Consider the following 18638-nt stretch of genomic DNA (forward strand, 5'->3'; position numbering starts at 1 on the left):
GCCTTTATAGCAATTTATTAAATTTCAAAATAAGCTCAACCCTACCCATACCTATACGCAAATCTTTAGCAATTTGCTCTATGGATTTTTTTTGATTAAAAAGCTCTATTACTTTTTGCTCTTCATTATCATAACTTGGGCTTAATTTTGTAATACTTTGAGTTTTTTGTTCTAAATTTAATAAACGATTTTTTTGCTCACTTTGAAATTCTTCAATAACTTCTTCCACTTCTTTTAAAGCATTTAAAATAGGAAGGATATTTTGATTTATTTTTTGTTCTAATACTTGCAAAAGCTCTTCTTTTAATTCTTCTTTAATAGCTTCAGCGTCTATTTCTTCTTTTTCTTGCTCTTGTTCATCTAAGCTTTCTTTTTTTAAATAATGATACTGCTTGTTTAAATCTTCAATCATCTTACCAAGCTCATTAATTTTAGCAATATTTTCTTTTTCTTTTATCATCATATAAGCAAACATAGCAAAAATTAATAAAGCTACCACAAGCCACAATAATAAATCACTACCCATTTTCTTGCTCCTTTAAAATCTTAATCATCGCTCTTTGCATATTTGCCACAAAATTATCATACGCAAGCTCATCTTCTGCTTTTATTTGTGTAATTTTTGCCTCATTTTCATTTAAGGCTCTAAAAAAAATACTAATTTTTTGACCATTTAATTCAAATCTTGCATAATATTCCTCATCTTGAACCAAGCACTTGTCTTTAAACTGAATGTGTGCAAAATTTACACCCTCTACGAAGGCTTTATGTTTTAAATCTATAAATAATTTTGTTTTATTGATATCATTTTTTATCAAATACAATTCTTGTTTTATACCCATAAGTAAATCAAAAATAATTTGCTCACCTTCGCTAAATTCCACTCTTGAGGCAAGTTTTTTCCATTTGCTTAAATTGACATAATTATTACTTGAAAGATATTCTTGCAAAAACTCTTCATATCTTTCTTTACTCTCTTCAAACTCAAGCTCTAACGAGCTTTTAAAAAATTTTATCTCCATAAAAGATCAACCCAAATAAATATAAAAAACACCATACTTAAATAACCATTTAAAGTAAAAAATGCTTTATCAATTTTTGCAAAATTCTTTCTAACAATGTGGTGTTCAAAAAATAAAATAATCGCACTAATTATCACACCTAAAAAGGCAATATTTCCTGTTGGAGCTACCCAAACAAATAAAAGCCAAAAAAGCACTGCTAAAACATGACAAAATGCTGAGATAAATAAGGTTGTTTCAAGTCCAAATTTAGCAGGTATAGAGTGCAAACCCATTTTTTTATCATACTCCATATCTTGCAAAGCATAAAGCAAATCAAAGCCAGCTGTCCAAAAAGTGATACCCAAACACAAAATCACACTATAAATTTCAATACTTCCCAAAACCACAATGCTACCTGCAATAGGAGCAAGCCCTAAGCAAAATCCTAATACTAAATGTGCTAAGGATGAAAATCTTTTAAAAATTGAATAAATAGCTAAAATAAATAATACTGGCAAAGAAAGAGCAAAGGCTAATTTATTAATAAAATAACTTGCCAAAACAAAAATAATAGCGTTTAAAATAATAAAAAGTAAAATACTAATTTTACCTATGCGCCCATCAATATTAGGTCTATTTACACATCTTGGATTGTTTTTGTCAATATCCTCATCCATTAAACGATTAATTGCCATTGCAAAATTTCTTGCACTCACTGCACAGATAACACCCAAAAACAAAGCCTTAAAGCCAAACCAAGTGCTATCATTTAAAATAACAGAAGCTACAATCATTGAAGTAAATAAAAAAGGTAAAGCAAAAATAGAATGCTTAAAAACAATCAACTCTAAAATATCTTTCAATTTTTCTTTTAATATAGGCATTTTTTCTCTTTATAATATATTTTTGTTATGATTTTACTAAAATAATTTTAAATTTAGGATATTTTTACGATGTTTTTTGAATTTGCACTCATTGGAACCACTGCAAGTGGTAAAACAGAACTTGCCAATAAACTAGCCTATGAATTTAATGCAAGTATTTTAAGCCTTGATAGTCTTTGTGTGTATAAACAAATCGAGATCGCTTCAGCAAAAACAGAGCAAAAAACCCTAAATGAGCTTGATTATTTTGGTATAAATTTATTAAATGTCAATGAGCATTTCAACATCGCATTGTTTTTTGAAGAATACAAAAAAGCTAAAGATTTTGCTCAAAAAAACAATCAAATGCTTATTATCACAGGTGGAACTAGTTTTTATTTAAAAGCCTTAATGGATGGTTTGAGTGAAAATTTTAAAGAAAGCCAAAGCACGCTAAGTAATGATGAAATTTATCATTTAATGATAAAAATTGACCCACAAGCAAAAATAGAAAAAAACGATACTTATCGTTTGAAAAAATGGCTTGGAATTTATGAGCAAACTAATAAAATTCCAAGTGAAGTTTTAAAAGAAACCAAACAAGAAGCTTTGATTAAAAAACTTGATATTTTTGAAATTTCTTGGCAAAAAGATCTTTTAGAAAAACGCATTATCAAACGCACTAAAAATATGCTAAATGAGGGTTTAATAGAGGAAGCTAAAATGTTATTTGATAATTATGATCATCATTTAAAAGCATTAAATTCCATAGGTTTAAAAGAATGCAAAGATTTTTTAGATAAAAAAATAAATTTAAATAAGCTTGAAGAACTCATCATCATCCACACAAGACAACTTGCCAAAAGACAAAGAACTTTTAATAAAAAATTCAATAAAGAAATTTTAGATTTTCAAAATGCCTATGAAAATTTAAAAGCTTATATTTTAAAAAAAATATCAAGGCTGAGTGTTTAAGACATTTAATTTGTCTTTACACAAATTTTGCCAATTACTTGTTGCATTAATATCTAAACATTTTTGCAAACTTTGTCTTTGTTGATTTGTTTGATTTAAATCTTCATATACATTACTTTGCATATAAAATGTGTGCGCGCGTTCATCATCTTTTAAAGGATTTGCCAACAAATCTTTAAACAAAGTCAATGCTTTTTGTGCTTGATTGCTTTGTCTTAGTGCTTTGATGTAGATAAACTCTAAATCTGGGCTAAAAAGATTTACCCCTATTAAATTTTGATAATCAATTGCCTTTGGAGCATATGTTAAAATGCTTGTGATGAAATTATTTCTCTCACAATAACGCAAAAACTCATAATACAACTCCACCATGCGGTAATTCATCGGAAATTGCTCTAGTTTTTGCAAAGTTCTTATCATAGCATTATAATCTTGCAATTTAAGTTCAGCAAAAAACTTAATATAATTTGCCTCAAATTTTTCATTATCACTGATAATGGTTCTTGTGTTTAAAATATCATTAATCATCTTTATAGCATTTTGGTAGTTCTTGTCTTTTAAAGCCAAATCTGCACTTTGAAGTTTATAAAAAATAATATCATCATTTTCATTTTCAATGATATATTTTTTTGCTTCTTCCATACGCGTTGTGCGCTTAAAGCATTCAAGCATTCGTTTTTTATTTTGAATTTTACTTCCTATATTATAAGCTTTAAAATCTTCATAAATTTTGACCGCGTCTAAGCACTCATCATTTTTTAATTTTTGATCTAAAACCAAAATCGCAGCCTGCTCTAATAATTTTTTGATTTCCTTGTTAGAATATTTTTCTATATCTTTTTGATATGCCACTACTTTTTCGTAATTTTTTTCTTGAAAATACAATTCAACATTATCAAATAAAGCCTTACTAGCAATTTCACCGGCATACTTTTGCATAATCTCCTCATATCTTTGATGTAAAAAGCTTGCATTAGTATCTTTTAGATACAAGAAATTTTTATCTTGTGCTTCTTTAATTAAACTTAAAAATTCTCCTAAAGGAAATTCCTCTGCATATAAATCAAGATATTTTTGTGCTTTTGTGTGTTCATTTGCATTAAGCAAAGACAAAGCAAGATCCTTAAGCACTCTTTCGTATTCATTTTCAACCTTACTTAAATGTGTGAAAATATACTCATAAATTTTAGAACTAATATCATACGCCCTATTATTGCTAAATGCCCTTGCTACTAACAAAGAATTACCCAAATCACTCATAAAAAATTGAGGATTAGAGTCTAAAATTTTACTAACAAGCTCTTTAGCCTCTTTGACATTTTGCATTTCTAAATAATTTCTTGCCAAAAACAATGCAGCTCTACTTGCCAAATCAGCATCTGGTGTAGAGTAATACACATCTTGATAAATATTATTTGCAGTATTTTTTTTACCCAAATGGTACAAATAGTCTGCATAATCAAGCAAAGCCATAATGGTGTATTTGTCACCTTTATGCTCTGTATTTAAAGTATCGATGATGTATTCGACATTTGATCTTTGCGATAAGCCCATATAAATTCTCATCATAATATACATAACTTCTGTATAATCTTTGTCGTTAATATAAGTCCTTAGCCATTTTTTTGCATCTCCTAGCATTTGCTCTAAGACCTGTTGATCTTTATCAAGCTCGTATGTAAAAAGTTTATTTTGCACTCTTAACTTGTACAACTCAAACTCATTCATAAATACACTACCTTGATAACGCTTAACAGCATTGGTTGCATCTCTTAAAACTTGATCATATTTTTTTGCTTCATATTCTTGCTTGATATTAAAATAAGTATTAAAATCAGCACTTTTTGAAGTTTCTATAGGATTAGAATTTAAATCTAAAGCGCCAATGTAAGGCATAAGTGCGTTGTCAAAGTATATATCAAAATTAAGTCCATCGCTAGGTTTAAAATAACGCAAATCTTTAGTAAAAATAAATACAAAATGTTTGGATTGATCACCGCTTTGGCTTTCAATTTCTTTGGCATTAAAGATATCTTGAGAATAGCTAAACATTTTAGATAGTATTTTAGGATAAATTTTGATTGTTAAAAAAGTTTGGTGTTTTTCAAAAAAAATCGAAAAGTCATCAAATTCCTTGTTTTGAAACTGCATACTGCTTACACCTAAAACATTACATTCAAAGTGTATTTTTTCAAATTCAAAAACACTTTTACATGTAAATTCTTTATTGTCTTTTAAATGTAAAAGCGTAAAGGGTCGGTTATGTTCCTCCCCTTGATTAACAACAATTTCAAATGAAAACACATAGCTTATACTGAGTAAAAATAAAAATAAAAACCTTAACATAAGCGTGATTATAGCAATATTATTTTACAAAAGCAAAAACACACATGAAAGACTTCCTACAAGACATAGACTTAAAACCACTTTTTGTTTTACATCTAAATTTCCTGCTTCTATTTCTTGTCCTTTTTTAAAGAAAATATAAATTAAAATCTTCAAATACGCATAAAGCATGATCATAGAACTTAAAGCTATGGCAAACACAAGCACATAATATCCTGAATTTAAGATAGAAACTAAAATTAAAATTTTACCCCAAAAGATACCAAAAGGTGGTATGCCCGCTATACATAAAATAAAAATAGCTAAAACGACTGACAAAACAGGTCTTTGATCAAACAAACCCGAAAAACTCTCAAACGAACTTTTTTGAAATAAACTTAAAATCAAGAAAATTCCATAATTTGCAAATGCAAAAGAAATCCAATACACAAACAAAGCAAAAATTGAAAGCAAGTAAGAAGTGCCATCTCCTTGAGAACTCACACTCATACTCGAAACAATAACAGCTAATATAAAAGAAGAATGTGTAATCGAACTATATGCGAGCATTTTCTTTGCATCTTTTTGAATTAAAGCTACGATACTAACTGTCAACATAGAAAAAATAGCTAATAATGCCACTATATATTCAAATTTCACTCCACCTCCTAAGGCAGAAAAAATTCTCAAAACCACTATGATCATGGTAATTTTTGGCACAATAGAAATAAAAGCTATAAAATTAGTATGCACTCCACAATATACATCTTTTAGCCAAAAGTGAAAAGGCGCAATAGAAAGCTTTATGCCAACTATCACCAAAAACATCACTCCTGCGCAAAGCAAAATAGGATCTGAAATATATTCAGAATGCAATAAATTATCCAAATCTAAAGACTTAGTTTTTAAATACACAAAAGCACACGCAAACACAAAAAATCCAGCTCCAACCGCAGCCAAAGTAAAATACTTAATGCTAGAACTCACAGCATTATGAGTGCCTCTTAAAGCAATGAGTGTATAAAGTGCTAAAGATGAACCTTCTAATGCCAAGAAAATAACAATTAAATTAGTGCTAGAAACCATTAAAATCAACGATGCAACCATAAATAAAAACAAAGAGAAAAATTCAGGTTTTTGTTCATCTTTATCAATCAGTAAATAAAGCATCGAGAAAGCCAAAATTACAATTTGAGCAAAAATGGCATAATTATCACTAACAAACAATCCAAAGAAAGCATGAGAATCTTTTAGCCCAAAGCCATTGCAAACCAACAAAAAGCACAAAGTACTAAGCAAAGCTATAACACTTGCTCCGATATAAAAATTTCTTGAAAGATTTTTAAACGCTCCCAGCAAAAGCAACACAATAGCCCAAAAAAGCAAAGACAACACAGGAAATAATAATACAAAATTTAATTTGTCTAAACTAAAATCACCCATTAAAAACCTCTTATACTATCTATGATCTTTTGATTTTCTATTGCAATATTTCTTGTTTGCATAATCTCAAGAACAGTATTAACATTAGAAGCAATTTGATCAAGCATTGTACTTGGCGCCACACCTAAGTAGATCACCAAAGCACTCAACACACTTAAAACAAAAATTTCACCTTTTTTTAGTACCAATTTTTCTAATTTTTCCTCACTAGCGTTAAAAAACATATTTCTATAAATATTTAACATGTAAATCGCACCTAAGATAATGACCCCACCTGCAAACAAAGCGTACCATAAATTCACACTCGCAACACCTTGTAAGATCAAAAACTCTCCAACAAAAGAAATCGTTAAAGGTAGCGAGATAGATGAAAACAACAATACCGCGAAAAAGAAGCTAAACAAAGGAGTATTTTTAGCCAAATTTTTATAAAAATCCAAATCAAAAGTATGGTATCTTTTATAAAGCATATAAGCTGCTAAAAATAAACCTCCTGTCACAATACCATGAGCAAACATATAAAATACAGAACCACTTACTCCATTATAAGTAAAAGTAATAATCCCTAAAATCACTACACCCAAATGCGAAATAGAACTATAAGCAATTAGCTCTTTTAAATCCTTAGTTCTAAAAGCAATCAAAGCTGCATATAAAATCCCAACTATACATAAAACAGCAAGTAAAGAATAATAATGATTTAAAGTATCAGGCGTTAAAGGCAAAATAAATCTTAAAAAGCCAAAAGGAGCCATTTTAAAACTAACAAGCATCACAGACACTAGCGTTGGACTTTTAGCATAAACTTTAGGTGCCCAAGTATGAAAAGGAAACAAAGGACTTTTGATCGCAAAAGCGATAAAAAATCCTAAAAAAACAAGGTTTTGTGCATTTTCAGGTATAAAAAATTCACTTTTATACCAAGCCAACAAATCAAAACTCCAATAACCAAAATTTTGATAATACAAAAATCCTACATAGATAATAGCCAAAAGCATTAACATAGAACCACAAAATGCATAAATAAAAAATTTAATCCCTGCTTTATAGTTGTTAGAATATCTTCCTATTAAATAAATAAGAGGAATAAGAGAAAATTCCCAAAACACATAAAATAACAATGCATCTAATGAAGCAAATAATCCTATAATACAAAATTGCAATAAAAATATACTTACAACAACACTTTTATCTTGTATATCCAAACACACAAAAGATAAAAAGATCATAATAGAACAAAGTAACATCAAATAAAGTGCTATAGCATCAACACCAATATGAAAATTAACAATTAAAGAATTTAAACTAAATTCATAAGCTATACCACCATGATAATTTAACAACAAAAACACATTTAAAGCTAAAATCAAAAAACTTACTAAAATAGCAAAAGATTTACTATCTTCTTTTTGCAAAAACAAAGCCACAAAAGCTGAAAAAAATGGAAATAACATTAACAAACTAAGCATTTTACACCGCCAAAGCCAAACAAAATAAACACACAAAAGCTAAAATCGAAATTCTCAACACCAAAGAATAATCCTTACCCACGCTAAGAAATCTAGCAAAGCTTCTAAGGAAAAACGCTATGCTATTAACCAAAGTGTCCAAAATTTCCTTATCGCTTTTTCTTAGAAATTCACAAAACAATGCATATTTGCCCACAATAAATTGATGATAAAATTTTGGTATATAATATTCATTCGACAAAAGCTTATATATACTTGTTTTAGAAAGTGAAGGTTTAAACCAATCCTTCCAATAAGCTATGATAGCTAAAAGCACACCTAGTATAGCCGCAGCACTTGCAAGCACCATAACCAATGGATTTTGCCCATCAATAAAAGCTAAATTTCTACCAACAAATTCCATAAAACTATGCTCAAACAATCCTGCGATAATTGCAAGCAAAGCCAAAGGACTCATTGCAAGTAAAGCAATCTTACTAGCTTCATGAGGGTGCTCTTCGTGTCTTTTTGGAGTAAAAAACACTAACATCAAAAGTCTAAAACTATAAAAAGCTGTCATAAAAGCAGCGATTAAAAGCGCTAAGAAAATTCCGTGATGATGACTAATAAAAGCAAAACCTAATATCAAATCTTTAGAGAAAAAACCTGCAAATGGATAAATTCCTGCCAAGGCTAAAGAACCTATCAGCATTAAAATCGCACTAACACGCATGCTTTTATAAAGACCACCCATTTTGCTAATATCAAGCTTATCATTCATCGCATGCATTACATTTCCTGCACCTAAGAATAACAAAGATTTAAAAAACGCGTGCGTTGCCAAGTGAAACAAAGCTATTGCGTACGCTCCAAGACCTGCTGCTACAAACATATACCCAAGTTGAGAAAGTGTTGAGTAAGCAATAATTCTTTTTAAGTCTTTAGCTACCATAGCCATAGAAGCAGCAAAAAGTGCCACAAAAGCTCCTAATATAGCAACAAAATACCCCACCTCAGGAACTTGCAAGTAAAGCTCTCCTGCACGAATTACCAAATAAACCCCAGCAGTAACCATGGTCGCAGCATGGATTAGTGCAGATACTGGAGTAGGTCCTGCCATTGCATCGGCAAGCCAAGTGTGAAAAGGAAATTGCGCGGATTTACCCATAGCGCCAATAAACAGTAAAATCGCAATCAAAATTAAAATCGTATTGTCTTCATGTCCTAGTGATAAAAGCGCAAAAAACTCATCATACTTTAAAGAATTAAATTCGATATAAATTAAGAAAATTCCCAAAAGCAAAGCTAAATCAGCTATACGGTTCATGATAAAGGCTTCATTTGCAGCAAAAGTGTATTTTTCATTGTGATACCAAAACCCTATCAAAAGCCATGAACAAAGCCCAACACCTTCCCATCCTATAAAAAGACCTAAGAAATTATCGCTCATGATCAAAAACATCATTGAAAATACAAAAAGCCCTAGGTAACTAAAATAACGATTATATCCCTCATCATGCTCCATGTAAAAGATACTATATAAATGCACAAAAGCTGCAACTATACTAACCACACACATCATGATTAAGGTAATAGAGTCTATTTTAAACCCAAAATTCACATCTACTAAAGATATCCATGTACCAAGCTCGAAATTAAAATGTATTCCTTTGCTTAATAAAACAAGTGAGGAGATAGCTGAAAAAGCGATCAATAATGAAGCTATATAACCTAAAATAATCCTTTTGCCACTAAAAGCAAAAACACCTAAAATAACCGCTGAAATCAAAGGTGAAAACAGCGCCACCAAAGCTAGATTTTGCATTTTGTTTCTCCTTTTTCAGCTAAAGAGCTAAGCTCTAATGTTCCTGTTTTTCTATACCATAAAACACAAAGCGCTATCCCAACTGCAACCTCACAAGCTGCAACCCCCATAACAAATAAAGCAAAAATCTGCCCCTCGATATCATTATGCGAAGCACCTACTGTAACTAAAGCTAAATTAGCAGCATTTAATAAAATTTCACTTGAAATAAAAAGCATAATTAAATTTTGGCGTTTGATAATGCCTATTAGACCAATGATAAACATCAAAATAGCCACAATGTAGTATTTTTCTAACATCATTGCTCATCCTTTTTTATATTTTTTTGAGTTAGCGCTATAGCGCACACCAAAGCTATCAAAAGCAAAATAGCCATAAATTCAAAAGCAAGCATATATTTTGTAAACAAAGCAAAGCCAATTTGCTCGGTAGAACTAAGATCATAAGTTTGAGTGTTTTCATTTAAGCCAAAATTATACCCCATGATGATACTAATCAACAAAACTGCACTAAAAATTACAGCAAAAATAAACACTCTTTTGCCTTTTAGACTTTCTTTTACTTTAATCGAAGCATCAAAAAACATCATCGCAAAACTATAAAGCCCTAAAATAGCTCCACTATAAACGATAATCTGAATCGCTCCAATAAATTCGGCATTCAGCAAAAAATAAAATCCGCTTAAAAAAACCATCGCAGCTGCTAAAGAACTAATAGCATAAAGCACACTTGTGCTTAAAACACTAATCAAGAAAAATCCCAGCACCAAAATACTTAATATACAAAAAGCTATGATTTCAAACATTTTCTTCCTTTGGAGCATCTTGTTGTCTTTGCAAATCTATCTCATAATAATTTGGGGTTTTCTTTACTAAAGTATCAGCATCTTTTCTAAGACTACCACTACCTTCAAAAACAACTTGATTTTTAAGCTCATCAATAGGGGTTAAAAAGTCTTGTTTTTGACCAAAATAAGATCGTTGCTCAGCTGCATTTTCATACTCTTTACCATGTACAATGGCCAATTCAGGGCAAACATCAGCACAAAAACCACAATAAATACAACGTCCTAGGTTGATACTATAATTTTCAACCTTTTTACGACCATCTTCACTTAAGCTTGTTTCCATTCTAATACAATTACTAATGCAAATTTTTTCACACAAGCCACAACCAATACAACATTCATTTTCACTTTCAATAAAACGCATTAAACGATGCACAGCGCGGTAACGATTATCTAATGAAACTTTTTCCATAGGATATTTAATTGTCGCACTATTATTTTTCTTCAACATTTCTCTTAAAACTACAAATAACCCCACAAAAAGTTCTGTATTTAGTGAACGCTTGATTACTTGTATCAGCTTTTCATAAGCAGTTTGTGGATTTTTACGCTCAAAATCTACTTTAAAATAACCCTTTTTCATTGTTTTTCCTTATATCACAAGCACTAAAGCGCTAATTAATAAATTTAAAACCGCCAAAGGTATTAAAATCAAATAGCACATTCTCATCACTTGGTCAGGGCGTAGTTGGGGAAATGCTCCTCTAGCCCAAAAATACCAAAAGAACACAAAAGAAACCTTCAAAAGCATCATGATAGCTCCTGGTATAATCCAAAAGTCATTAAATCCACCTAAAAATAAAAGTGATATCATGATCGCACCCGTAATCATGGCAGTATATTCACCGATAAAAAACATACCCCATCTAAGACCACTATATTCAGTGCCATATCCCGAAACAAGCTCGGTTTCATTTTCACTTAAACATAGCGGGGTTCTATTAGTTTCTATGAAAATAGCTATAACAAACAAAACAAAAGCAAGAGGCTGTTTAAAAATAAGCCAAGAAAGTATACCATCGCTTTGATAGTTATTAATATCCACCAAAGATAAGGATCCAACAAGCATTACCACACACACCAAAGAAAGCCCCGCAACACTCTCATAAGAAATGATAGACACAAGTCCTCTAGCACCACCTAACAACGACCATTTGTTATTGCTTGCCAAACCGCCCAAAAAAATCGCATAAAAGCTAACTCCCCCCATGCCTATAACAAAAAGCAAAGCAACATTAATATCAGCGACAATAGGACGAATAACTCTACCAAATAAAGTAAATTCAGGAAAAATAGGGATAGCTGCGATTGCCACAAAAGCACAAATTGCTGCAATCAATGGAGCGATCAAAAATACCACTTTTTGGGCATAAGTTGGAACAATATCTTCTTTGGTAAAAAGCTTAATCATATCAGCAACCACTTGAAGTAAACCAAAAGGACCTACCATATCAGGCCCCAAACGACGATGAAACAAAGCCAAAACTTTTCTTTCAAGATAAGTTGCCAAACCCGCCAAAGTAGCAAAAATAGCTATAACAAGCACGCATTTAACAATCGTTTCTATAATAAAAAAAGTAATATCACTCATATTTTAGCTCCTGCTTTTTCAAGCCAAACTTTCACATATCGCGTATGCTTAAATAAAGATTTATAATCAATCTTACTATCATAGTCTCCTAAGTATGCAGCATTTTCTAACAATTCATCGCATTTAACACTAATAGCAACTTGAATTTTTTCATTTTTCAAAACCACACTATCATTTTGACTTAGTTCAAATTTTTGCATTAAATCAGGAGATAAAAATAAAACCCCAACCTCGTTAAAGGCTCTATTACTAAGCTTTGAAAACTGATGAATGCTATTTGCATGATATAAGGTTAAATTTCCCTCATTTTGCATTTGCGCTTCTTGTGCTGCTAAGACTTTTTCAAACTCAAAATGAGAAAAATCAAGCTCATAGCCTCTATGATTTATGCCTCCATTATCATAGTAATTTTCCAAATCATCAAATTTGATTGCTCTAAAGCCTTTATTTTGTGGTAAAAGCTGGGTATAGTTGATCGTAAATTCTTCATCAAAACCTAGGGCATTTGCCAAATCATTTAAAAAATATCCTTTAAATTCTAAAGCTGCATTTGTAGGCACCAATCTTTTATCATAATTAACAAAACTACCTTCTTGTTGATTTAAACTAGAACTCGCAAGATCTCCTTCATAAGAAAAACTAAAATCACCTTTTTCGTTATAACCTAGTGTCTTTCCTGCTTGAAGATCTTGTTTTAAATCACAAATCAAACTCACACCCAAAGTATTGGTGCAGGTTGGATTTAAAAAGACTTTAAAGTCAGTATATTTTTGCACCATAGCACAAAGTTTTGCCAACTTAACACTTTGTTCATCATAGTAAAAATCACTTCCAATAACAAGCGTAAATTTTTGTTTTTTTGCAAGTAAATTCTCGAAAATATCCTCATCAATACCAAGAAGTTTTGCATAGCTTGATCTTTGCACTTCAATGCTTTTTTTCACCTTTTTAGGTACAAGTTTTTTCACTTCTTCTATAATGGTTTGACCATCTTCATTTTGCTTTTCTATTTTCTCTATTACTTCTTCATTGACTGTTTCTTCTATTTCTTTTGTATCTTGATAGTACGCTTTTTCTAACTCATTTTGAAGTTCAGCCGGAAGCTCTTTTGCAAATTTTTGCAAAATAAACATTAAAATACCTTCATTGTCTTTAACATCATGATTAACTTGTAAGAAATTTTTAGAGTATTTGTCTATGCCTTTATCTTTTATAGGGTGAAAATAAAGCCCTGCTCCTTTATTCATCACCAAAGCATTGTTGACTTTGTATCCTAAAGTTGGAGCATCATAACGCAAAAATGAACCTGCGATGATTAAAAAGTCACTTTGCGTGATATCGTTTGAATTTGCATTGTACATTGCGTTTGCGTTTTGATAAAAACAAGCTAGAAAATCCTGAAATTTTTTAGCCTCATGGTTTATAAGATGAAGGTTAAATTTCTTGCTTAAATTTTGCAAAATCAAAGCTTCTTCATTGGTAATAAAGCTATTAAAAACAATATTTTTTATTTCATCATTTTTTATCATATTAACAAGTTTTTCAAAAGCTTTTTCACCTTTGGCTTGAATTTCATTTTGAGTGTTAAAACCATATCTTGCGGCTTTGTTTAAAGTAGCAAAGGCAAAGTCGTTACTTACTCTATAAATTTTCTCTTTTTGATTATTAATGCTAGTTTGTTTAATATCATAATACATCAACTCGCAATCACTTGAATGTGGATTGCTAGCTGGAATTCTTTTTAACTCCCAAATATTAGATGTATACTGAAAAGCTGACCCCACCAAAGCCCCGGTAGGACACACACTTGTACACTCTCCACAAAAAGAACAATCAAGCACATCGCCATTACTTGGTGCGATTAAACTTTTTTGAAATTTAGTCCAAATTGCAAGCGCATCTTTACTCATACTCTCTTTAAAACTTGCATCAGGTGCGCTTGCTCCTCTTGGAGTAGTTTTTAAAGCACTTTCGCCTATTTTATCTTTACATACCGTAATACATCTTTCACACACGATACACAAAGCCGGATCGTAATTAATCTCACCCCATTTTTTATGCTCTTTATGAGTATCTTTGATCCAATAATTTTGCACATTTACTCTTGCTTTATGTGTAAAATTTTGAAGTTCACATTCGCCGGATTTATCACATACTCCACATTGCAAAGGATGGTTAATGCAATAAGCTTGCATGATAGCATTACGCTCATCCCATAAATTAGGCAAATCACTTTCTATAATCATACCTTCTTTTACTTTAGTATTGCAAGAATAAACCTTTTTACCATCAGCTTCTACCATACACATACGACAGGCTAAAGTCGGAGAACAACCATTTAAATAACAAATAGCAGGAATGAAAATATCATTTTTTCTTGCGACATTTAAAATATACTCACCCTCATTTGCCTCACATTCTATACCATTAATGATAACTTTCATTTTATAACCTTAACTTGAGCTTTTGAAAAAGCAAAATCAGTGCTTTTATAATTAAACAAAGCTACCGTACCTTTTAAATCATGATTGATTTTTACCATAGTTGTAAATTCTTGAGCGTTTATTTTTAAGATAATTTTATCCTCATCCTTAACCTTAGCAATCAAGGCAAAAGATGGAGAACAATGAAGCTCTTTATCTTTTAAAGGTGTTTGCATAATGATAGTTCCATCAAAATTATCCAGCTCTAAAAGCTCAGTAAAAGATTTTTGTATTTGTAAGTTTTCTTCGTTTTCATTAGAACAAATCAGCAAAAGATTAAATTTATGGCAAAGCTTTTCTAAAAAATATTTGATATTTTCAAAATCTTTATGCTGATATAAGTTTTCATCAAAAATAATGCATTTTGCTTCTTTTAAAAAATCTAAAATTTCCAAAGCCTCTTCTTCGCCAAAACAAGATTCAGCACTCAAATATCCCTCATCAAGCTCATTAAATTCATTTTCTATGCCCATCTTACAAAGTAAAGCAAGCACAAAAGACACACTTGCAATTTCACATTTATAAAAATTTACTTTTAAGTTTTTATCTTCTATACAAGAGATATTGTAGTTTTTACTTTGACTTAATTTAGCACAAAGCGAAGGATTTTTTAAAGAAAGCAAATCCACAAAGCACAAAGCATTTAAACCTTCTTGGTATTTTGCTAATTTCATTGTCCTACCTTTTTCAATACTATAGTCCAATCCACCTGATTGAATTTTAAAGAATTCAAAAGTTCACAATTTTGCTCTTTTACAAAGGCAAAACTTTTTTCCACATTAGAAAAGTCTCCTATCTCAAACAAAACCACTAAAACTTCACCTATATAAGCATTTTGAATGATTTGTTTTAAATCTTCAAATAAATTTTGACTTTTTCTTAAATCTACACGTCTCATCGGTCTATCTCACCTAAAACTATATTAATACTTCCTAAAATAGCAACTGCATCGGCTAAATAAGACCCTACAAGCATTTCTTCTAAAAACGCACAGTGAAAAAAGCTAGGAGTTCTAGCTCTTAATCTATATGGCCTACCACTGCCATCTGAGTGGATAAAAAATCCAAGTTCTCCTTTTGGACTTTCAGTTGGCACATATACCTCTCCTTTTGGTGGTTTTAAGCCTTGAGTTACCAAAACAAAATGCTGCATTAGTGAGTAATTTTGTGTCATAATTTGCTCTTTAGAGGCACTTACGTACTCAGGGTGATTGCATAAAATTTCAGGTGGGGTATCTTGATAAAGCTTAGCACATTGGGTTAAAATTTTCAAGCTTTCTCTAAATTCTTGCATATAAATCTTATATCTTGCGTAAGAATCGCCCATTTTAGTCACAGGCACACCAAAATCTACCTCATCATAAAGCAAATATGGCTCTTCTTTTCTAATATCATAAGCAATACCGCTTCCTCTTAACATAACCCCGCTACAACCCCAACTTAAAGCTTGTTCTTTACTTACAACACCTACATTTTCAGTTCTTGCACGCCATATTCTATTATCATCAAGCAAGGCTTCATAATCTTTTATATCATTTGGAAATTTATTGCAAAATGCTAAAAGCTCATCTAAAAAACCTTCAGGCAAATCAAGCATTACCCCACCTATTCTCATAGAAGAATGTGTCAATCTTGCACCACAATACTTTTCTATCAAATCAAGCACATACTCACGCTCTCTAAAGCAGTATAAAAATACCGTCATCGCACCAATATCAAGCGCATGTGTAGCAAGCCATAACAAATGCGAAGCAATGCGGTTTAATTCAAGCAAAATCATTCTTATCACGCTTGCTCTACGTGGGATCTCCAAACCACACAGTTTTTCTACAGCAGCCACATAAGCATAGTTGTTTGCGCTTGCTGCGATATAGTCCATTCTATCTGTTGTTGGGATAAACTCTTGATAGATCATATTTTCAGCCATTTTTTCCATACCACGGTGCATATAACCTATACAAGGAGCAGCTTTGGTGATTTCTTCTCCATCAAGCTCTAAAATAAGGCGTAAATTTCCGTGTGCACTAGGATGTTGAGGCCCGAGGTTAACGATCATCGTGCCATCTTCACGCTCGAAGCTTATATTTTCATAATAAGGTTTTAATTTAGTAGAAATTTGCATTTTATCTTCTCTTGTCTAAAAATTTTGCTTGCATTCTTTTAACTTTTTTTACAAAAGGCACGCCACCTTCTTCTTGATACTCTTGCAAGTACTTCTCTTCCCTTGGAGCTTCACCCTTGCCAACCTCATGATAAATTCTGCTAAAGTTTAGCGTGTCTTTTTCATCCACAAAACCTGGATCCCTATTTTCTTCACCCACTACCTCGCGGTATTCTTTTCCAAAAATTTTATCTATCTCATACCATTTAGCAAATTCATCACCATGCAAAGGATAGCTTTTTAAAAAAGGATGTCCATACCAATCATCAGGCATTAAAAGTCTTTTTAAATTAGGATGGTTGATGATGAAAATTCCAAACATATCATATATTTCTCTCTCACACCAATTAGCCCCTTTAAAAACACTCATAACGCTTTGAAGTCTTTCTTTTAAACCAACAAAGGTTTTCACTCTCACTCTTAAATTCTTCTCCATATTTAAAAGCTGATAATACACTTCAAACCCTTGTTTTTGTGCGACAAAATCAAGCGCACTTGCATCATTAAAAGCTTCATAGCCTAGTTTTTTCAAGCAACTTAAAATAGCAACATTATCATCTTTGTTTATTTCAATCACCCAAAAATCAAGTTCGATAAAAGAACTCTTTAGTTCAAATTTTTGGCTTAAAATTTGATGGTCACTTTCAAAAATACTACCTTCTATACTTAGTTTTTTAGTCATAGGTGCATGGTAAAATCTATCTTCATAATAATTTTTTAATTGGGCATTTTTTTTATCGCTGTATTTTCTCATTATATAAGCCTTTTTGGAGCGATTTTTCTACTCGCTTTTTCTTTGCGAATTCTTTTTTGTAAAATCATCAAAGCAAATTGAAAAGTTTCAGGCCGTGGAGCACAACCTGGCACGTAAATGTCCACCGGAATGATTCTATCAACCCCTTGGACAGTAGAATAGGTATTAAACATACCACCGGTATTTGCACAAGAACCCATAGAAATAACCCATTTAGGATCAGGCATTTGATCGTAAAGTCTTCTTGTAAATTCGGCGTGTTTTTTACTTAAAGTGCCTGCTATAATCATCACTTCAGACTGTCTTGGGCTTGCTCTAAAAATCGTTCCAAATCTATCAAAATCATATCTTGCACCACCTGCTGCCATCATCTCAATAGCACAACAGGCAAGTCCATAAGATAGCGCCCATAAAGAATTACTTCTTCCCCATTGGACTAGTTTATCAACCGTAGTTAAAACAACTGGTGCATTGCTCATTTTTTGATACTCTGCCATGCGAATGCTCCTTTTTTATAAGCATATAAAAAGCCTACTGCAAGCAATAAAATAAAAACAAATACTTCCACTAAGACAAATAAAGATAGGCCGTATTTTGAAAGCTCCGCGGTTAAATCTTTAAAAATCACCGCCCAAGGAAATAAAAACACCACTTCAATATCAAGCAAAATAAAAATCAAAGCAAAAACAAAAAATTGAGAATTGATTTTATTTGCTTGTTTTGAAGCCATAGGTCCGCACTCATAAATTCCTAGTCCTAGTTTTTTTCTATTATGAGAGGCAAGCTTGGAACCTATTTTTGAAGAAATATATACCAAAGTAAAGAATATCACACTTGCGATAATAAGCATCGCAAAGATACCAAAATACTGATGCTCTATGGTTGCGTGCGTCATAGTAAAACCTTTTACTCATACATAG

The 18638-nt window shown here is 31.4% G+C and carries 19 protein-coding genes; 1 reads left to right on the plus strand and 18 read right to left on the minus strand.

Annotation, left to right across the window (positions count from 1 at the left end; genetic code table 11):
- Window positions 1-4: 4 nt before the first annotated feature.
- Genes CSUB8523_RS08595 through mqnP form a run of 3 tightly spaced genes read right to left on the minus strand, consistent with a single transcriptional unit; the run spans window position 5 to window position 1888 of the window.
- Entirely contained in the window at window positions 5-526 is a 522-nt protein-coding gene (locus CSUB8523_RS08595; protein ID WP_039664595.1) for a DUF6115 domain-containing protein, read from the minus strand.
- Window positions 519-1022 (minus strand): hypothetical protein, encoded by a 504-nt coding sequence (locus tag CSUB8523_RS10000; RefSeq protein WP_039664596.1) that lies wholly within the window; start codon window positions 1020-1022, stop codon window positions 519-521. The genes CSUB8523_RS08595 and CSUB8523_RS10000 overlap by 8 nt, the downstream gene beginning before the upstream one ends.
- Window positions 1013-1888 (minus strand): menaquinone biosynthesis prenyltransferase MqnP, encoded by an 876-nt coding sequence (gene mqnP / locus CSUB8523_RS08605; protein ID WP_043020224.1) that lies wholly within the window; start codon window positions 1886-1888, stop codon window positions 1013-1015. Before mqnP ends, CSUB8523_RS10000 begins: the two co-directional genes overlap by 10 nt.
- 69 nt (window positions 1889-1957) lie before the next feature.
- On the opposite strand from mqnP, the gene miaA reads away from it, so the two are divergent.
- A complete protein-coding gene (miaA, locus tag CSUB8523_RS08610; RefSeq protein WP_043020225.1) occupies window positions 1958-2842 on the plus strand; it encodes a tRNA (adenosine(37)-N6)-dimethylallyltransferase MiaA in 885 nt (294 codons plus the stop codon).
- Here the strand turns inward: miaA and CSUB8523_RS08615 are convergent.
- Genes CSUB8523_RS08615 through CSUB8523_RS08685 form a run of 15 tightly spaced genes read right to left on the minus strand, consistent with a single transcriptional unit; the run spans window position 2825 to window position 18613 of the window.
- Window positions 2825-5188 (minus strand): tetratricopeptide repeat protein, encoded by a 2364-nt coding sequence (locus CSUB8523_RS08615; RefSeq protein WP_043020226.1) that lies wholly within the window; start codon window positions 5186-5188, stop codon window positions 2825-2827. The two genes, miaA and CSUB8523_RS08615, sit on opposite strands and share 18 nt — an antisense overlap.
- A 24-nt stretch (window positions 5189-5212) precedes the next feature.
- Window positions 5213-6610 (minus strand): NADH-quinone oxidoreductase subunit N, encoded by a 1398-nt coding sequence (locus tag CSUB8523_RS08620; RefSeq protein WP_043020227.1) that lies wholly within the window; start codon window positions 6608-6610, stop codon window positions 5213-5215.
- Window positions 6610-8079 carry a complex I subunit 4 family protein gene (locus CSUB8523_RS08625; protein ID WP_043020228.1) on the minus strand — a complete coding sequence of 490 codons (1470 nt, stop codon included), beginning with the start codon at window positions 8077-8079 and terminating at the stop codon, window positions 6610-6612. Before CSUB8523_RS08625 ends, CSUB8523_RS08620 begins: the two co-directional genes overlap by 1 nt.
- Window position 8080: 1 nt before the next feature.
- Window positions 8081-9883: an NADH-quinone oxidoreductase subunit L gene (nuoL, locus tag CSUB8523_RS08630; RefSeq protein WP_043020229.1), complete on the minus strand. Its 1803-nt coding sequence runs from the start codon at window positions 9881-9883 to the stop codon at window positions 8081-8083.
- Complete coding sequence (gene nuoK / locus CSUB8523_RS08635; RefSeq protein ID WP_043020428.1) at window positions 9871-10182, minus strand: NADH-quinone oxidoreductase subunit NuoK; 312 nt, start codon at window positions 10180-10182, stop codon at window positions 9871-9873. The genes nuoL and nuoK overlap by 13 nt, the downstream gene beginning before the upstream one ends.
- Window positions 10182-10688 carry an NADH-quinone oxidoreductase subunit J gene (locus CSUB8523_RS08640; RefSeq protein ID WP_039664603.1) on the minus strand — a complete coding sequence of 169 codons (507 nt, stop codon included), beginning with the start codon at window positions 10686-10688 and terminating at the stop codon, window positions 10182-10184. The genes nuoK and CSUB8523_RS08640 overlap by 1 nt, the downstream gene beginning before the upstream one ends.
- On the minus strand, window positions 10681-11313 hold the full coding sequence (nuoI, locus tag CSUB8523_RS08645) for an NADH-quinone oxidoreductase subunit NuoI (RefSeq protein WP_043020230.1): 633 nt from the start codon (window positions 11311-11313) through the stop codon (window positions 10681-10683). Before nuoI ends, CSUB8523_RS08640 begins: the two co-directional genes overlap by 8 nt.
- Window positions 11314-11322: 9 nt before the next feature.
- Complete coding sequence (nuoH, locus tag CSUB8523_RS08650; protein ID WP_043020231.1) at window positions 11323-12321, minus strand: NADH-quinone oxidoreductase subunit NuoH; 999 nt, start codon at window positions 12319-12321, stop codon at window positions 11323-11325.
- Window positions 12318-14765 (minus strand): NADH-quinone oxidoreductase subunit G, encoded by a 2448-nt coding sequence (locus CSUB8523_RS08655; RefSeq protein WP_043020232.1) that lies wholly within the window; start codon window positions 14763-14765, stop codon window positions 12318-12320. The genes nuoH and CSUB8523_RS08655 overlap by 4 nt, the downstream gene beginning before the upstream one ends.
- On the minus strand, window positions 14762-15478 hold the full coding sequence (locus tag CSUB8523_RS08660) for a hypothetical protein (RefSeq protein WP_043020233.1): 717 nt from the start codon (window positions 15476-15478) through the stop codon (window positions 14762-14764). The genes CSUB8523_RS08655 and CSUB8523_RS08660 overlap by 4 nt, the downstream gene beginning before the upstream one ends.
- On the minus strand, window positions 15475-15702 hold the full coding sequence (locus CSUB8523_RS08665) for an NADH-ubiquinone oxidoreductase subunit E family protein (protein ID WP_043020234.1): 228 nt from the start codon (window positions 15700-15702) through the stop codon (window positions 15475-15477). Before CSUB8523_RS08665 ends, CSUB8523_RS08660 begins: the two co-directional genes overlap by 4 nt.
- Window positions 15699-16925 (minus strand): NADH dehydrogenase (quinone) subunit D, encoded by a 1227-nt coding sequence (gene nuoD, locus CSUB8523_RS08670; RefSeq protein WP_043020235.1) that lies wholly within the window; start codon window positions 16923-16925, stop codon window positions 15699-15701. The genes CSUB8523_RS08665 and nuoD overlap by 4 nt, the downstream gene beginning before the upstream one ends.
- A gap of 1 nt (window position 16926) precedes the next feature.
- Window positions 16927-17721 carry an NADH-quinone oxidoreductase subunit C gene (locus CSUB8523_RS08675; RefSeq protein WP_392389815.1) on the minus strand — a complete coding sequence of 265 codons (795 nt, stop codon included), beginning with the start codon at window positions 17719-17721 and terminating at the stop codon, window positions 16927-16929.
- Window positions 17718-18215 (minus strand): NuoB/complex I 20 kDa subunit family protein, encoded by a 498-nt coding sequence (locus CSUB8523_RS08680; RefSeq protein WP_039619352.1) that lies wholly within the window; start codon window positions 18213-18215, stop codon window positions 17718-17720. The genes CSUB8523_RS08675 and CSUB8523_RS08680 overlap by 4 nt, the downstream gene beginning before the upstream one ends.
- The gene (locus CSUB8523_RS08685; protein WP_043020237.1) at window positions 18194-18613 is read right to left on the minus strand and encodes an NAD(P)H-quinone oxidoreductase subunit 3; all 420 of its coding nucleotides are present in this window, start codon (window positions 18611-18613) and stop codon (window positions 18194-18196) included. The genes CSUB8523_RS08680 and CSUB8523_RS08685 overlap by 22 nt, the downstream gene beginning before the upstream one ends.
- Window positions 18614-18638 lie beyond the last annotated feature (25 nt).

Source organism: Campylobacter subantarcticus LMG 24377, from assembly GCF_000816305.1.
In the GTDB taxonomy this organism is placed as follows: domain Bacteria; phylum Campylobacterota; class Campylobacteria; order Campylobacterales; family Campylobacteraceae; genus Campylobacter_D; species Campylobacter_D subantarcticus.

What these genes read in the sequence shown, in the direction of transcription:
- nuoL (WP_043020229.1), bottom strand. Translation starts at nt 9,883, where the DNA reads ATGCAAAATCTAGCTTTGGTGGCGCTGTTTTCACCTTTGATTTCAGCG.
- CSUB8523_RS08680 (WP_039619352.1), bottom strand. Translation starts at nt 18,215, where the DNA reads ATGGCAGAGTATCAAAAAATGAGCAATGCACCAGTTGTTTTAACTACG.
- nuoD (WP_043020235.1), bottom strand. Translation starts at nt 16,925, where the DNA reads ATGCAAATTTCTACTAAATTAAAACCTTATTATGAAAATATAAGCTTC.
- nuoH (WP_043020231.1), bottom strand. Translation starts at nt 12,321, where the DNA reads ATGAGTGATATTACTTTTTTTATTATAGAAACGATTGTTAAATGCGTG.
- CSUB8523_RS08615 (WP_043020226.1), bottom strand. Translation starts at nt 5,188, where the DNA reads ATGTTAAGGTTTTTATTTTTATTTTTACTCAGTATAAGCTATGTGTTT.
- CSUB8523_RS08625 (WP_043020228.1), bottom strand. Translation starts at nt 8,079, where the DNA reads ATGCTTAGTTTGTTAATGTTATTTCCATTTTTTTCAGCTTTTGTGGCT.
- mqnP (WP_043020224.1), bottom strand. Translation starts at nt 1,888, where the DNA reads ATGCCTATATTAAAAGAAAAATTGAAAGATATTTTAGAGTTGATTGTT.
- CSUB8523_RS08595 (WP_039664595.1), bottom strand. Translation starts at nt 526, where the DNA reads ATGGGTAGTGATTTATTATTGTGGCTTGTGGTAGCTTTATTAATTTTT.
- CSUB8523_RS08655 (WP_043020232.1), bottom strand. Translation starts at nt 14,765, where the DNA reads ATGAAAGTTATCATTAATGGTATAGAATGTGAGGCAAATGAGGGTGAG.
- CSUB8523_RS08660 (WP_043020233.1), bottom strand. Translation starts at nt 15,478, where the DNA reads ATGAAATTAGCAAAATACCAAGAAGGTTTAAATGCTTTGTGCTTTGTG.
- CSUB8523_RS08620 (WP_043020227.1), bottom strand. Translation starts at nt 6,610, where the DNA reads ATGGGTGATTTTAGTTTAGACAAATTAAATTTTGTATTATTATTTCCT.
- CSUB8523_RS08665 (WP_043020234.1), bottom strand. Translation starts at nt 15,702, where the DNA reads ATGAGACGTGTAGATTTAAGAAAAAGTCAAAATTTATTTGAAGATTTA.
- nuoI (WP_043020230.1), bottom strand. Translation starts at nt 11,313, where the DNA reads ATGAAAAAGGGTTATTTTAAAGTAGATTTTGAGCGTAAAAATCCACAA.
- miaA (WP_043020225.1), top strand. Translation starts at nt 1,958, where the DNA reads ATGTTTTTTGAATTTGCACTCATTGGAACCACTGCAAGTGGTAAAACA.
- CSUB8523_RS08640 (WP_039664603.1), bottom strand. Translation starts at nt 10,688, where the DNA reads ATGTTTGAAATCATAGCTTTTTGTATATTAAGTATTTTGGTGCTGGGA.
- CSUB8523_RS08685 (WP_043020237.1), bottom strand. Translation starts at nt 18,613, where the DNA reads ATGACGCACGCAACCATAGAGCATCAGTATTTTGGTATCTTTGCGATG.
- CSUB8523_RS10000 (WP_039664596.1), bottom strand. Translation starts at nt 1,022, where the DNA reads ATGGAGATAAAATTTTTTAAAAGCTCGTTAGAGCTTGAGTTTGAAGAG.
- nuoK (WP_043020428.1), bottom strand. Translation starts at nt 10,182, where the DNA reads ATGTTAGAAAAATACTACATTGTGGCTATTTTGATGTTTATCATTGGT.